A 15,433-nucleotide genomic window follows, 5' to 3' on the forward strand; every position below is an offset into this window, starting at 1 on the left:
ACCCCGGACGCGGTGTCCGGAAGCTCGACGGGAGCGGTGGTGGTCATGGACCCATTCAAGCCGCCACCACTGACACTGAGCCGCGCGTGGAAGCCGTACTCCACAGGGCCAGGACACGGGTGCCCCGGCACGCGCCAGACACCCTGCAGGTCCGTCCGGCACGCGACCCGTCGATAGGCTGACGACGACATCCACGAGACGCGGAGGACCGATGGCCGGCGGACTGTTCGCCCTGCTCGACGACGTGGCCGCACTGGCCCGGATCGCGGCGGCGTCGGTCGACGACGTGGGGGCGGCCGCGGGGCGCGCGAGCGCCAAGGCCGCGGGCGTGGTCGTCGACGACACGGCCGTGACGCCGCAGTACCTGCACGGGACGGCCGCCGAGCGCGAGCTGCCGATCATCCGGAGGATCGCGGTCGGCTCGCTGCGCAACAAGCTGCTGTTCATCCTGCCCGCGGCGCTGCTGCTGAGCGAGTTCCTCCCGGCGGCGTTGCCGGTGCTGCTGATCCTCGGCGGCACCTACCTCGCCTACGAGGGCGCGCACAAGGTCTGGGAGAAGGTCAGCGGCCACGGGAGCGAGGCCGGGGAGGAGATCGACCAGCAGGGTGAGCTGACGCCCGAGCACGAGCAGGTCACGGTCACCAAGGCGATCCGCACCGACTTCATCCTCTCCGCCGAGATCATGGTCATCGCGCTGAACGAGGTCGTCGACTCCTCACCGGACGCCGGGTTCCTGATGCGGGCGGTCATCCTGGTCGTCGTCGCGGTCCTGATCACCGTCCTCGTGTACGGCGTCGTCGCGCTGATCGTGAAGATGGACGACATCGGCCTCAGGCTCGCCGAGCGCCCCTCCCCGGGCTCGCAGCGGCTGGGCCGTGGGCTGGTCGCCGCGATGCCGAGGCTGCTGGCGGTCATCACGGTGATCGGCACCGCCGCGATGCTCTGGGTGGGGGGCCACATCCTGCTGGTGAGCGGCGACGAGCTCGGCTGGCACGCGCCGTACGAGCTGGTCCACCACTGGGAGGAGGCGGTCCACGACGCCGTCGCGGGCGTCGGCGCCGCGCTCGCGTGGCTGGTCAACACCCTGGCCTCGGCGGTGGTCGGGCTGGTGGTCGGTGCGGTGGCCGTGGCGGTGATGTCGGCGCTCCCGTTCGGCCACGGCAAGCAGGGCGCCGGCGAGGGCCACTGACCCGTCGTCGAGGATTCTTCGATCCCGCTCCCCCCGGCCTACTCTCGTGACCACGATCACGACGCACAGCACACCCGAGGGGACGACGTGGACTTCAAGGTTGCCGACCTGGACCTGGCCGAGTTCGGCCGCAAGGAGATCACCCTCGCCGAGCACGAGATGCCCGGCCTGATGGCGATGCGTGAGCGGTACGGCGCCGAGAAGCCGCTCGCCGGCGCCCGGATCGCCGGTTCGCTGCACATGACGGTGCAGACCGCCGTCCTGATCGAGACGCTGGTGGCCCTCGGCGCCGAGGTCCGCTGGGCGTCCTGCAACATCTTCTCCACCCAGGACCACGCCGCCGCCGCGGTCGCGGTCGGTCCCGACGGCACCGTCGACGCCCCCGCGGGCGTCCCGGTCTTCGCCTGGAAGGGCGAGACCCTCGAGGAGTACTGGTGGTGCACCCAGCAGATCCTCGACTGGAGCGGACACGAGCCGGACCACGGCCGTCACCCCCGTTCGGAGCTCGCGGAGCGAGGTCCGAACATGATCCTGGACGACGGCGGCGACGCCACGCTGCTGCTCCACCTCGGCGTCGAGGCCGAGAAGACCGGCACCGCCCCCGACCCGGCGACCGCCACCAGCCACGAGCAGCGCGTCATCTTCGGCGTCCTGCAGGAGTCGCTGGCCGCGAGCACCGACCGCTGGACCCGGATCGCCAACCAGGTCAAGGGCGTCACCGAGGAGACCACCACCGGCGTCCACCGCCTCTACGACATGATGAAGCTCGGCACCCTGCTGTTCCCGGCCATCAACGTCAACGACTCGGTCACCAAGTCGAAGTTCGACAACAAGTACGGCTGCCGCCACTCGCTCGTCGACGGCATCAACCGCGCCACCGACGTCCTCATCGGCGGCAAGGTCGCGGTCGTCTGCGGCTACGGCGACGTCGGCAAGGGCTGCGCGGAGTCGCTGCGCGGCCAGGGTGCCCGGGTCATCGTCACCGAGATCGACCCCATCTGCGCGCTGCAGGCCGCCATGGACGGCTACCAGGTGGCCACCCTCGAGGACGTCCTCGACACCGCCGACATCATCATCACCGCGACCGGCAACAAGGACGTCGTCACCGTCGACCAGATGACGCGGATGAAGCACCAGGCGATCGTCGGCAACATCGGGCACTTCGACAACGAGATCGACATGGCCGGCCTCGAGACCTACGACGGTGTCGAGCGGACCAACGTCAAGCCGCAGGTCGACGTCTGGACCTTCCCCGGAGGCAAGAAGATCATCGTGCTCTCCGAGGGCCGGCTGATGAACCTCGGCAACGCCACCGGCCACCCGAGCTTCGTGATGTCGAACAGCTTCACCAACCAGGTGCTGGCCCAGATCGAGCTCTTCACCAAGCCCGAGGACTACCCGGTCGGCGTCTACGTGCTGCCCAAGCACCTCGACGAGGAGGTCGCCCGGCTGCACCTCGACGCCCTCGGCGCCCGGCTGACCACGCTGACGGGTGACCAGGCTGACTACCTCGGCGTCCCGTCCGAGGGTCCCTTCAAGCCGGACACCTACCGCTACTGAGCGAGGGGGATCCCGTGGTTCGACCCGGGGTCCGCCCGCCGTTGCGGCACTATTGAACGCATGAGCAGCACTGCACCCGACGTCGCGCACCGCGGGCGGATCCTCGTGGTCGACGACGACGCGTCCCTCGCGGAGATGCTCACGATCGTGCTGCGCCAGGAGGGTTTCGAGAGCCAGATGTGCGGGCGCGGCGACGAGGCCCTGCCGCTGTTCCGCGACTACCGGCCCGACCTCGTCCTCCTCGACCTGATGCTGCCCGGCAAGGACGGCATCGACGTCTGCAAGGAGATCCGCGCCGAGTCCGGCGTCCCGATCGTGATGCTCACGGCGAAGGGCGACACCATCGACGTCGTGCTGGGCCTGGAGTCGGGCGCCGACGACTACATCGTCAAGCCGTTCAAGCCCAAGGAGCTCATCGCCCGCATCCGGGCGCGCGTACGTCGGTTCGACTCGCCGTCCCCCGAGGTGCTGTCGATCGGCGACCTCGACATCGACGTGGCCGGCCACAGCGTGACCCGTGACGGTCGCCCGATCGGCCTGACGCCCCTGGAGTTCGACCTGCTCGTCTGCCTGGCCCGCAAGCCGTGGCAGGTGTTCACCCGTGAGGTGCTGCTCGAGGAGGTGTGGGGCTACCGCCACGCCGCCGACACCCGGCTGGTCAACGTCCACGTGCAGCGGCTGCGTTCCAAGGTCGAGCACGACCCGGAGAACCCCGAGGTGGTCGTCACCGTCCGCGGCGTGGGCTACAAGGCCGGTTCGTCGTAGGGCGGGCCATGTCCCCACTTCGGCTCGACCGGTTGGCCGGTCAGCGTGCGACCGGGATGGTGCGGCACGCGTTGACCTTCTGGCGGCGTTCGATCCAGGCTCGGGTCGTCGCCAGCACCGTCCTGCTGTCGGCGCTCGTGGTCGGCATCGTCGGAGTGTTCCTGCTGCAGCAGACGCGCGACGGGCTGCTCGACCAGCGCGAGGTCACCGCGGTCGGCGAGGCCAACCGGGTCACGGCCGAGGCTCGTGAGCGGTTGGAGAGGGTGCCTGCGACCGAGACCGACGTGGACCTGCAGCTGCGTGAGCTGGTCGACCCGATCGTGCAGCTCGGCCGGACCCGTGACTTCGCGGTCGTCCTCAGCGGCCCGGCAGGCGACGCCACGATCGCCGACTCCGCCAAGTACACGCCGCGCCTCGACAAGAGCAGCGTCCCCGCCGACCTCGAGCAGCACTTCGACACCGCCGCCGGCACCGCGGCCGGCACCGCCTACACCTACACCGAGATCCGCCGGACCGGCACCGAGGGGAGCGCCGAGGCGGTCCCGGGGATCGTCGTCGGCTCCCAGGTGCGGCTGCCCGCCGACTCCCAGACCTACACGCTCTACTACTTGTTCCCGCTCACCGACGAGATCGGCACCATGCAGCTGGTGTCCCGCGCGATGCTGACCGCCGCCGGGTTGCTGCTCCTCCTTGTCGCCGGCCTGGCCTGGCTGGTGACCCGGCAGGTCGTGACGCCGGTCCGGATGGCGCGGCGGGTGGCCGAGCGGCTGGCCGCCGGCCAGCTGCAGGAGCGGCTGCGGGTCGAGGGCGAGGACGACCTCGCCCGCCTCGCGACGTCGTTCAACCAGATGGCCACCAGCCTGCAGCGGCAGATCCGGCAGCTCGAGGAGCTCTCGCGCGTGCAGCGCCGGTTCGTGTCCGACGTGTCCCACGAGCTGCGCACCCCGCTCACCACGGTCCGGATGGCGGGGGAGGTGCTCCACGACGCCCGCGGCGAGTTCGACCCGGCGACCGCGCGCGCGGCCGAGCTGCTGCAGAGCGAGCTCGAGCGGTTCGAGACGCTGCTGGTCGACCTGCTCGAGATCAGCCGCTTCGACGCGGGGGCGGCCGTGCTCGAGATCGACGATGTCGACCTGGTCGCGGTGGCCCACCGGATCGCCGACTCGACGGCCGCCCTCGCGGCCCAGAACGGCGTCGAGGTGCTGGTCGAGGCGACCGGCCCGAGCCACGCCGAGGCCGACGTACGGCGCGTGGAGCGGATCGTGCGCAACCTGGTGACCAACGCGATCGACCACGCCGAGAGCGGAGACATCGTGATCCGGGTCGCCGGCGACGACCACGCCGCGGCGATCGCGGTGCGCGACCACGGGGTGGGCCTCGGCGTCGGCGAGGCGGCCATGGTGTTCAACCGGTTCTGGCGCGCCGACCCCGCACGGGCGCGCACCAGCGGCGGCACCGGCCTCGGGCTGTCGATCGCCATGGAGGACACCCACCTGCACGGCGGCTGGTTGCAGGCGTGGGGCCGTCCGGGCGAGGGGGCCCAGTTCCGCCTGACGCTGCCGCGCCGCAACGGCGGGGTGCTCCGCCGCAGCCCGCTGCCCCTGGTGCCCGCCGACCAGTCGGTGGTGGCCCGGTGACGGCGATGACGAAGCGGCGCGGGCTCGCGCTGGTGCTCGCCTGCCTGGCGCCGGTGGTGTCGGGGTGCCTCGGCATCCCGGACGACGGGCCGGTCGTGGAGGCGCCGACCCGCGTCGACCCCAACGAGGAGCTGGGCTACTACAACGACCCCCCTCCGCCGACCCCCGGCGAGCAGCCTGCCGACATCGTGCGGGGCTTCCTGGACGCGCTCACCGCCATCCCGGTGCAGACCAACACCGCCGAGGAGTACCTCACCTCGACCGCGGCGTCGTCGTGGCAGCCGCAGCGCACCACGATCACGTACGGCGCCGCCTCGCTCCCCGAGGGCAGCAACCGGGTGAGCGTCGAGCTGAGCGGCGCCAACCACCTCGACAGCGGCGGCCGGTGGCTCGGTCCGCTGCCGGCGGACGAGCGCGTCCTGACCTACACCATGCAGCGGGAGGACGGTGAGTGGCGCATCGCCACCCTCCCGGACGCCCTGGTGGTGCCGGAGACCTGGTTCGGCCAGGCGTTCCGGCGGGTGTCCCTCTACTACCTCGACCCGAGCGCCCAGATCATGGTCCCCGAACCGGTCTTCCTGCCCCGGGGCGACCAGCTGACGACCGCCCTGGTCACCGAGCTGATCCAAGGGCCTGCCCGCGGGCTGCGGGGCGAGGTCGAGCAGAGCTTCATCCCGCCGGGCGTCGACGTGGAGCTGTCGGTGACCGTCTCCGAGGCCGGCATCGCCGACATCCGGCTGACCGGAGGCGTCGCGATGCCGAGCGAGCGGGACGCCGCCCTGATGGTCGCGCAGCTCACGTGGACCCTGTCCCAGGACTCCGCCCTCACCGGGTTGCGCATCTCGATCAACGGCGAGCCGGTGCTCCTCTCCGAGGGCGAACCGGTCTTCGCGATGGACCGTGGCCGGTTCTACGACCCGACCGGCTTCGACGCGACGTCCCAGCTCTTCGCGCTGCGCGAGGGGCGCCTGGTCGCCGGGGAGCCGGGCGACCTCGCACAGACCGACGGGCCGATGGGGGACCAGGACCTCGACGTGGGCGCGATCTCGGCCGACCTGACCGGCACCCGGGTCGCGGGCGTCCGGACCCGCGAGGACCGGATCCTGGTCACCGACGTCCGGGACCCCGAGGCGGCGGTCACCGAGGTGGTGCGCGGCGGCACCCGGTTGCTGCCTCCCGTGTGGGACTTCGCCGACCGGATGTGGATCGTCAACCGTCCGCCCGGGGATGCCGAGCTCTCGGTCCGCGCCGGCGGGCGAGTGCGTCCGGTCAGGGTCCCGGGGGTGAGCGGTGAGGAGGTCAGCCGGGTGCTGGTCTCCCGAGACGGCTCGCGGCTCGCCGCCGTGCTCGACCGGGGGGCCGATGACCGGATCGTCGTCAGCCGGATCCGGTACGACAGCCGGGGTCGGGTCGCGGGCGGCACCCGGGCTCGGGCGATCTCGTGGGAGGACCAGTCGCGCGCCGACGTGATCGACATCGGCTGGTCCTCGCCGACCTCGCTGGTCGTGCTGCACCGGCTCAGCGGCGACCTCACCCAGGTGGAGACGCTGCCCGTCGACGGCGCTCCGGCGGGCCTGACCGGGCTCTCGGTGACGCTGCAGGGACCGGTCCGCGGACTCGCCAGCTCGCCCCGGGAGACCGATCCGGTCCTGGTGCACACCCGGGACGGGCTGCTCGACGTGCGCAGCGGCTCCGAGGTGGTGCTCCCGGGGACCGGGGAGCTGGTCTCGCCGACGTACGTCGGCTAGGCGTCGTCCACAGGCCGCCCGTCCGGCCTTGCCCGCCGCGGCGCCGGGCTGCTCCGATCCCGGGGTGCGCGACGCCGTCCTCGACCTGCTGCTCGGCGGCAGCTGCGTCGCGTGCGGACGTCCGGGGCGGGCGTGGTGCGTCGGCTGTCGCCCGGCGCCGGGGCCGGCGTGGCCCGCCTGGCCCACCCCGGTCCCGCCGGGCCTGGCGCAGCCGTGGACCGCGGCCGACTACGACGGGGCGGTGCGCGCGGCGCTGCTCGCCCACAAGGAGCGCCACGTCACCGGGCTGGCCACCACGCTGGCTGAACTGCTCGCCGGCGCGGTGGCCGCCGCCGCACCCTCCCCGGTGCTGCTGGTGCCGGTGCCGAGCCGCCCGGGATCGGTCCGGGCGCGCGGGCACGACCCGCTGCTCACGGTCGTCCGGGCGGCGGCCGCCCTGCTCCCCGACGCGCGGGTCGCGCCGCTGCTCAGGTCGCGCGGCGGGGTGCGTGACCAGGCGGGTCTGACCGCCGAGGAGCGGGCCGCCAACCTCACCGGTTCGATGTGGTGCCCGACCGGCCGACTGCGGCGGTGGGCCGGTCACCCGGCCCGGGTCGTGGTGTGCGACGACGTCCTCACGACCGGCGCCACCGCCCGCGAGGCGCAGCGTGCGCTGGCGGCGTCCGGGCTGGTCGTCGACGGCATCGCGACCGTGGCAGCGACCCGTCGCCGGTGGCCCGGGACCGGCCGCCACGAATAGTGCGGACCACGCCTTTCGTCGCGGACGCCGGTGGTCTAGCGTCTCTGCATGGAGTCCGTCCGGGTCCGTGGTTGCGTCGGTACGACGCCCCGGGAGACCGGACCGTCGTACTGGCAAGCCGATGCCAGTCGCAGGCGAAACGGCCCACGTAACCCCGCCTCGTGCGGGGGATCACGGTGCGGCTTAGTCGTAAGTCCTGCCCCGGTCACGCCGTCAGACGCGGCGGGTCCCGGGAGAAGGCCAGTAGTGGCAGAGAAGCTGCGAGCGCCTCAGCAGGCGGGTGTGGGGACGAAGACCAGGTCGGCCGGGCGGACTCCTGCCCCCCAGAGGAAACCGTCGCCAGCCATCGGAGGATCACATGGACGTTGTCGTGACCGGACGGCACATCGAGCTCTCCGAGCGCTATCGCGAGCACGTCACTGACAAGCTCGCCCGCCTCGAGAAGCACGACCACCGCATCATGCGGGTCCAGGTCGAGGTCGAGACCGAGCGCAACCCCCGGCAGCACGACCGTGCCGTCCGCGTCGAGCTCACCGCTTTCTCCAAGGGCCCGGTGATCCGGGCCGAGGCCGCCGCCGAGGACAAGATGGGCGCCCTCGACCTCGCGGTCGACAAGATGGCCGCCCAGATGCGACGGGCGGCCGACCGGCGCCGCGTCCACCGCGGCCGGCCGCCGGCCTCGGTCGGCGAGGCTCTCGCCGGCATGGAGACGATCTCGCCGGACGCCGACGCCGCCGACACCGTCGAGGAGCGCCACGTCGGTCCGATCACGGTCACCGGCGACGGCCCCCTGGTGGTGCGCGAGAAGTCCCACGCCGCGCACCCGATGACCCTCGACCAGGCGCTCTACGAGATGGAGCTGGTCGGTCACGACTTCTACCTGTTCGTCGACAAGGAGAGCGAGCGGCCGTCGGTGGTCTACCGGCGCCGCGGCTACGACTACGGCGTCATCTCCCTCGACGTCGGCGGCGAGGGCTAGCCCACCTCGTCCGACACGGAGCGGCCGGAGCACCCGTCCCGGGACGCAGCCGTGACAGAATCCCTGCCGTGGAGGCGAACCCGACCGAGTCCGCGGAACCGATCCGGCTGCTGGTGGTCGACGACCAGGAGCTCTTCCGTCGCGGCCTGACGATGCTGCTCGCGAGCGAGGACGGCGTCGAGGTCGTCGGCGAGGCCGGTGACGGCGCCGAGGGGGTCCGGCTCGCCGAGTCGGTCGCGCCCGACGTGGTGCTCCTCGACGTACGCATGCCGAAGCTGTCGGGGATCGAGGCGTGCCAGGCCATCAAGCAGAGCGTGCCGTCGGCCAAGATCATCATGCTCACCGTGTCCGACGAGGAGGCCGACCTCTACGAGGCGGTCAAGAGCGGTGCGTCCGGCTACCTGCTCAAGGACTCCTCGATCGAGGAGGTCGCCCAGGCGGTCCGCGTGGTCGCCGACGGCCAGTCGCTGATCAGCCCGTCGATGGCGGTGAAGCTGATCGACGAGTTCAAGCAGATGTCGCGGCCCGAGAAGACCAACGTCCCGGGCTTGCGTCTCACCGAGCGCGAGCTCGAGGTGCTGCGCCACGTCGCCACCGGCATGAACAACCGCGAGATCGCCCGCAAGCTGGTGATCAGCGAGAACACCGTCAAGAACCACGTGCGCAACATCCTGGAGAAGCTGCAGCTCCACTCCCGCATGGAGGCCGTGATGTATGCCGTCCGCGAGAAGCTGCTTGATCTCCCGTAGCGGCGAAGCCGCTTCGGGAGATCGTCGGTGGTTGAGCGAGCGGCACGGCTGAGCGTGCGAGGCCGTGACCCGCGTGTCGAAACCCGGTCAGGCACATGCCCACCGCAACCACCGGGGCCGGTCGGTGACCACCTGTCGGCACCTCGTGGTTGAGTTCTGGCCGTGATGGAGCTGTCACGCGCCCAGGCCCGCCGGATCGCGCTCGCGGCCCAGGGGTTCCTCGACCCGGCCCACGCGACCCCGACGATGCGCACGCTCGACCGCACGCTCGCGCGCACCGGCGTGCTCCAGGTCGACTCGGTCAACGTGCTGGCCCGGGCCCACCTGATGCCGCTCTACTCGCGGATGGGCCCCTACGACCCCGCGCTGCTCGAGCGGGCGGCCTCCGGACGCGAGAAGCGTCGCCTGGTCGAGTACTGGGCCCACGTCCAGGCCCTGATGCCCGTCGACCTCTGGCCCCACATGCGGTTCCGGATGGAGGGCTACCGCGCCCAGCGCGGGAAGTGGGGGTTCACCGCCGACCCCACCCTCGAGCCCGCCGTCCTCGACGCGGTCAGGGAGCGGGGGCCGGTGACGGCGCGCGAGCTCGACGGCGACTTCAGCGGACCCCGCACCAAGGAGCACTGGGGCTGGAACTGGTCGGACGCCCGCAAGGTGCTCGACTACCTGTTCCTCGTCGGGGACGTGGCGATCGCGGGCCGGTCCAGCCAGTTCGAGGTCCGCTACGACGTCCCCGAGCGGGTGCTGCCCCGGGCGGTGCTCGACGCGCCGACCCCGACCCTCGACGAGTCCGCCCTCGAGCTGGTGCGCCGGGCGGCTCGCTCCCACGGCGTGGCGACCGGGGCGTGCCTGGCCGACTACTACCGGATGCGGTTCCAGCCGGCCACCGGTCCGGTCCCCGCCGCCAACGCCCGCGAGGCGATCGCGACCCTGGTCGGGACCGGTGAGCTCGAGCCGGTCCGCATCGAGGGATGGGGCAAGCCCGCCTACCTCCACGTCGACGCCCGCCGACCGCGCCGGGTCGCCGCCCGGACCCTGCTGAGCCCGTTCGACCCGTTGGTGTGGGAGCGTGCCCGCACCGAGGCCCTCTTCGACTTCCACTACCGGATCGAGATCTACGTCCCGAAGCCGCAGCGGACGTTCGGCTACTACGTGCTCCCCTTCCTGCTCGGCGACCGGATCGTCGCGCGGGTCGATCTCAAGGCCGACCGCGTGGGAGGCCGGCTGCTGGTCCAGGGCGCGTACGCCGAGCCGACCGCGCCGGTCGAGACCGCTCACGAGCTGGCCCAGGAGCTGCGGCGGCTCGCCGGCTGGCTCGGCCTCGACGACGTGGTGGTGGCCGACCGGGGTGACCTCGCCGCCCCGCTCTCCGTCCTCACCCGCTGAGCCCTCGCCGACCCGTCACCTGTGCACCTTGAGGACCCTGCGAGCCGTCACCTCTGCAGGTTGATAGACGCCCCAGCCGTCACTCCTGCAGGTGGGTGACACGCCCAGCCGTCAATGCGGAAGGCCCTGCTCTCGACTCGCCATTCCGCAAGCTGCCACGGTGGCGAACGCGACCGTGCCGAACCTGCACGGGTGACGGATCACAGGCTCGCGAACCTGCACGAGTGACGGGTCACGTGCTGTGCGAGCTGCCCGAGTGGCGGGTCGCCGGGGCGGGGATCCGCGCGGGTGCTCTGTAGCATGGCGGATGGCCCACCGGCCCATCGACCTCTCATCTCAGGAGTCCCACCCAGTGCCCGCCATCATCGACAAGATCCTCCGCATCGGCGAGGGCAAGATCATCCGCCAGCTGGAGTCGGTCGCCCAGGCCGTCAACGCCATCGAGGACGACTTCACCGCGATGAGCGACGACGAGCTTCGCGGCATGACCGACGAGCTCCGCAGGCGGCTGGGCGAGGGGGAGACGCTCGACGACGTGATGCCGGAGGCGTTCGCGACGGTCCGGGAGGCCTCGCGCCGGGTGATCGGCCAGCGGCACTACGACGTCCAGCTGATGGGCGGCGCGGCGCTCCACCTCGGCAACATCGCCGAGATGAAGACCGGTGAGGGCAAGACCCTGGTCGCGACGCTGCCGTCGTACCTCAACGCGCTCGAGGGCAAGGGCGTCCACATCGTCACCGTCAACGACTACCTGGCGCGCTACCACGCCGAGTGGATGGGCCGGATCCACCACTTCCTCGGGCTGACCACCGGCGTGATCCTGCCGTCGATGAAGCCCGACGAGCGGCGCGAGGCCTACGCCTGCGACATCACCTACGGCACCAACAACGAGCTGGGCTTCGACTACCTGCGCGACAACATGGCCGGCTCCCTCGAGGAGTGCGTGCAGCGCGGGCACAACTTCGCCATCGTCGACGAGGTCGACTCGATCCTGATCGACGAGGCCCGGACCCCGCTGATCATCAGCGGCCCCACCCAGGACGAGGTGCGCTGGTACGGCGAGTTCGCCAAGATCGCCCGCACCCTGACCCTGGACACCGACTACGAGGTCGACGAGAAGAAGCGCACCATCTCGGTCCTCGAGCCCGGCATCACCAAGGTCGAGGACCACCTCGGCATCGACAACCTCTACGACTCGGTCAACACGCCGCTCATCTCGTTCATGAACAACTCCATCAAGGCCAAGGAGCTGTTCCGCAACGACAAGGAGTACGTCGTCATGGAGGGCGAGGTGCTCATCGTCGACGAGCACACAGGCCGCATCCTCTCCGGACGCCGCTACAACGACGGCCTGCACCAGGCGATCGAGGCCAAGGAGGGGGTCCAGATCCGCGAGGAGTACCAGACCCTCGCCACGATCACGCTACAGAACTACTTCCGGCTCTACGAGAAGCTCTCCGGCATGACCGGCACGGCGATGACCGAGGCCAGCGAGTTCGACAAGATCTACGGGCTCGGCGTGGTGCCCATCCCGACCAACAAGCCGATGATCCGTGCCGACCAGGCCGACCTCGTCTACCGCACCGAGGAGGCCAAGTACGACGCGGTCGTCCAGGACATCGCCGAGCGCAACGCCACCGGCCAGCCGATCCTCGTCGGCACCGTCTCGGTGGAGAAGTCCGAGCACCTGTCCCAGAAGCTCCGCAAGCGCGGCGTCGCCCACACCGTCCTCAACGCCAAGCAGCACGCCGACGAGGCCAAGGTCGTCGCGCTGGCCGGCCACAAGGGGGCGGTCACCGTCGCGACCAACATGGCCGGACGCGGTACCGACATCATGCTCGGCGGGTCGGTCGACTTCCTCGCCGACGCCGAGCTGCGCAAGCAGGGCCTCGACCCCGTCGAGCAGCCCGAGGACTACGACGCCGCCTGGCCCGCGATGGTCGAGAAGATCACCGCGCAGGTCGCCGCCGAGCACGACGACGTCAAGGCGCTCGGCGGGCTCTACGTCGTCGGCACCGAGCGCCACGAGTCGCGCCGCATCGACAACCAGCTGCGCGGCCGCTCCGGCCGCCAGGGAGACCCCGGCGAGTCACGGTTCTACCTCTCGCTGCAGGACGAGCTGATGCGCCTGTTCAAGTCGGAGTGGGTCGACCGGATCCTGCAGGTCATGAAGATCCCGGACGACGTCCCGATCGAGAACAAGCGGGTCACGAACGCGATCGCCAACGCCCAGGGACAGGTGGAGTCGCAGAACTTCGAGTCCCGCAAGAACGTGCTCAAGTACGACGACGTCATGGACCGGCAGCGCAAGGTCATCTACGCGGAGCGCCGCGAGGTGCTCGAGGGCGCCGACCTCGAGCAGCAGGTCCGCGGCTTCCTCGACGACGTCGTCGAGGGCTACGTCGCGACCACCACCCAGGACCTGCCCGAGGAGTGGGACCTCGACGGCCTCTGGAGCGCGCTGGGCCAGCTCTACCCGGTCGGGGTCTCCGAGAAGACCTACGTCGACGAGCGTGGTGGCCGCGAGGGGCTGTCCCGCGAGGAGCTGGTCGAGACCCTGCAGAAGGACGCCCAGGCGGCCTACGACCGCCGGGCTGCCGAGGTGACCGAGGAGGTCATGCGCGAGCTGGAGCGTCGGGTCGTGCTCTCGGTGCTCGACCGCAAGTGGCGCGAGCACCTCTACGAGATGGACTACCTGCGTGAGGGCATCTACCTGCGTGCGTACTCCCAGCGCGACCCGCTGGTCGAGTACCAGCGCGAGGGCTTCGACATGTTCGCCGCGATGATGAACGGCATCAAGGAGGAGGCCGTCGGCTTCCTGTTCAACCTCGAGGTCACCGTCGAGGAGGACGACGACGCCGAGGTCGAGGCCGAGGAGGTGGCCGAGCCGCTGCTCGCCGAGATGCCCACCGCGTCGGCGTCGGCGGCCGCGGCCCGCGAGGCGGCCCCCCACATCCGCGCGCGCGGGCTCGAGGGGGTGCGCCAGCCGCAGCAGCTCACCTACTCCGGCCCCGACGAGGGCGTCGGCGAGGTGGGGGAGGACAACGCTGCGGTCCGGACCACCGTGACGAATGCCGACGATCCCTACGCCGGGGTCGGCCGCAACGCCGAGTGTCCCTGCGGCTCGGGGAAGAAGTTCAAGAAGTGCCACGGCGCGCCCGGCGGTCCCACCGGCCTCACGGCGCGGTCCAACGGCTGAGGCCCTGCAGGGGACTCAGAACGCGTCGCGGTAGCGCTCGGGCAGCACCCGCAGGGGTGTCTTGTCGAGCGCCGTGGTCTGGTTGCCGCGAGGCCGCCAGGTGCCGTTGGCGCGCTTCGAGACCACGGCGCGGGCTCCGACCTCCTCGACGTCGAGGACCGGCACCGGGTCGCTCTCCCCGGCGGGGCTGGTCCAGGACGCCAGCTTGCGCCTCAGCTGGTCGGGGCGCTTGGCCCAGAAGCTCCGCGGGCTTCCGCGCCCTTCCTCCTCCCGGACCCGGTGGCGAAGCTCGGCGACCCGCGAGAGCGTCGGTTCGTCGGACCACTTGAGGTGGAGCAGGAGCAGGTCCGGGTCGACCGCGAAGGGCGCATGGATGGCGTGGAAGGCGGGCTCCCAGGGCACGGGCACGCGCTTGACCAGCGGCTTGCACATCCCGGGAGCGAACTTGACGTAGCGGCGCTGCTGCAGGAGCGGGCGGCACGGGTCGAGCGGCGGCTCGGAGCCCACGTGGTGCATCACCTCCAGGGCCAGGGGCGCGATGATCGGGACGTCGGAGCGGTGGGCGAGGTAGTCGCGGAGTCCGGCGTACTTGCCGGGGTCGGCGACCAGGAACTCGTCGACGTCGGTGAACACCACCACGTCGTTGCAGGCCAAGAGGGCCCCCGCCATGCCGTTGACCATCCGGGCCCGCGTCTTGGCCCACCGCTGCTTCCACGGCTCGGGCGGCAGGCGGTAGAGCGTGCACGGAAGGTCGTCGGTGGAGCCGTCGACGCTGTTGTCGTCGAGCACGATCAGGCTCCCCAGCCCGAGCTCCCGACCGTAGTAGTCGACCCAGCGCGGCAGCATCTCCGACTCGTCCCGCACCATGGTCATCACCACGATCCGGGGAGCACCGGGGGATGCCGACTCCTCACCGGCGTGAGTGCGCCGCGACGCTCCCGACGGCCGGACCGAGCTCCCGTCTGTCCCCATGGGCGCAGGCTAACCCGGGCTAGGCGAACTCCAGGGCAACGGCGAGCCACCGGTCCTGCCGTTTCTCGAACCGGATGGCGACCGCCCGTGACCGGTGGCCGTGGCGGGCGCGGACACTGACCTCGGCCACCCGGTCGGAGAGCCAGCAGGCATGCACGCTCTCGACGTGGGGACGGACCTGCTGCACCCGGCCCGAGTGGACGTCGCGGGCCGCGGCCACCCTGACCAGCTGGGCCCGCCTCGCGAGGTCCTGGTAGACCTCGGGGGTCGTCCACCGGAGCAGCTGGCTCACCGGACGGTCACCGCCGGCGATCTCGACCGCGGCCTGCGCGAACCGGTGGGCCCAGGCCTCGACCTTCCGGCGCTCCCGGAGGCCGAGGGCGTGCACGGTCGCGAGCGGTGGCGGCCAGGCGTCGTCCGGGCGGGTGGCGAGGTCGAGCGCCAGCGTGCCCTGCACCGAGGCGACCGGCGCGGGCGGGGGCAGCGGGACGACCTTCTCGTGGAACATGA

Annotated in this window: 12 protein-coding genes; 10 read left to right on the forward strand and 2 right to left on the reverse strand. The window is 71.4% G+C overall.

The window, feature by feature from the left end; all coding sequences use genetic code 11:
- Positions 1-211 precede the first annotated feature (211 nt).
- The 10 genes from ACQ1X7_RS16740 to secA all read left to right on the forward strand — a co-directional run bounded on the left by ACQ1X7_RS16740 (position 212) and on the right by secA (position 13,951).
- Positions 212-1,189: a DUF808 domain-containing protein gene (locus tag ACQ1X7_RS16740; protein ID WP_432479365.1), complete on the forward strand. Its 978-nt coding sequence runs from the start codon at positions 212-214 to the stop codon at positions 1,187-1,189.
- Between the two features lie 87 nt (positions 1,190-1,276).
- Positions 1,277-2,749, forward strand: a complete 1,473-nt coding sequence (gene ahcY, locus ACQ1X7_RS16745) for an adenosylhomocysteinase (RefSeq protein WP_432479366.1) — start codon at positions 1,277-1,279, stop codon at positions 2,747-2,749.
- Positions 2,750-2,809: 60 nt separating this feature from the next.
- A complete protein-coding gene (gene mtrA, locus ACQ1X7_RS16750) occupies positions 2,810-3,514 on the forward strand; it encodes an MtrAB system response regulator MtrA (protein WP_432479367.1) in 705 nt (234 codons plus the stop codon).
- 8 nt (positions 3,515-3,522) lie between these two features.
- Positions 3,523-5,151, forward strand: coding sequence for an MtrAB system histidine kinase MtrB (mtrB, locus tag ACQ1X7_RS16755; RefSeq protein WP_432479368.1), 1,629 nt, complete (start codon positions 3,523-3,525; stop codon positions 5,149-5,151).
- 5 nt (positions 5,152-5,156) lie between these two features.
- Entirely contained in the window at positions 5,157-6,899 is a 1,743-nt protein-coding gene (locus ACQ1X7_RS16760) for a GerMN domain-containing protein (RefSeq protein ID WP_432479369.1), read from the forward strand.
- 64 nt (positions 6,900-6,963) lie between these two features.
- On the forward strand, positions 6,964-7,638 hold the full coding sequence (locus ACQ1X7_RS16765; protein WP_432479370.1) for a ComF family protein: 675 nt from the start codon (positions 6,964-6,966) through the stop codon (positions 7,636-7,638).
- A 358-nt stretch (positions 7,639-7,996) separates the two neighbouring features.
- The gene (hpf, locus tag ACQ1X7_RS16770; RefSeq protein ID WP_432479371.1) at positions 7,997-8,617 is read left to right on the forward strand and encodes a ribosome hibernation-promoting factor, HPF/YfiA family; all 621 of its coding nucleotides are present in this window, start codon (positions 7,997-7,999) and stop codon (positions 8,615-8,617) included.
- Between the two features lie 68 nt (positions 8,618-8,685).
- On the forward strand, positions 8,686-9,366 hold the full coding sequence (locus tag ACQ1X7_RS16775) for a response regulator (protein WP_432479372.1): 681 nt from the start codon (positions 8,686-8,688) through the stop codon (positions 9,364-9,366).
- 165 nt (positions 9,367-9,531) lie between these two features.
- Positions 9,532-10,752 (forward strand): winged helix-turn-helix domain-containing protein, encoded by a 1,221-nt coding sequence (locus tag ACQ1X7_RS16780; protein WP_432479577.1) that lies wholly within the window; start codon positions 9,532-9,534, stop codon positions 10,750-10,752.
- A 352-nt stretch (positions 10,753-11,104) separates the two neighbouring features.
- Positions 11,105-13,951, forward strand: a complete 2,847-nt coding sequence (gene secA, locus ACQ1X7_RS16785) for a preprotein translocase subunit SecA (RefSeq protein ID WP_432479373.1) — start codon at positions 11,105-11,107, stop codon at positions 13,949-13,951.
- A gap of 15 nt (positions 13,952-13,966) precedes the next feature.
- On the opposite strand, the gene ACQ1X7_RS16790 is transcribed toward secA, so the two are convergent.
- Complete coding sequence (locus ACQ1X7_RS16790) at positions 13,967-14,923, reverse strand: glycosyltransferase family 2 protein (RefSeq protein WP_432479374.1); 957 nt, start codon at positions 14,921-14,923, stop codon at positions 13,967-13,969.
- Between the two features lie 19 nt (positions 14,924-14,942).
- Entirely contained in the window at positions 14,943-15,431 is a 489-nt protein-coding gene (locus ACQ1X7_RS16795; RefSeq protein ID WP_432479375.1) for an Rv3235 family protein, read from the reverse strand.
- Positions 15,432-15,433: the final 2 nt, after the last annotated feature.

It is taken from the genome of Nocardioides sp. GXQ0305, assembly GCF_050880345.1.
Classification (GTDB): domain Bacteria; phylum Actinomycetota; class Actinomycetes; order Propionibacteriales; family Nocardioidaceae; genus Nocardioides.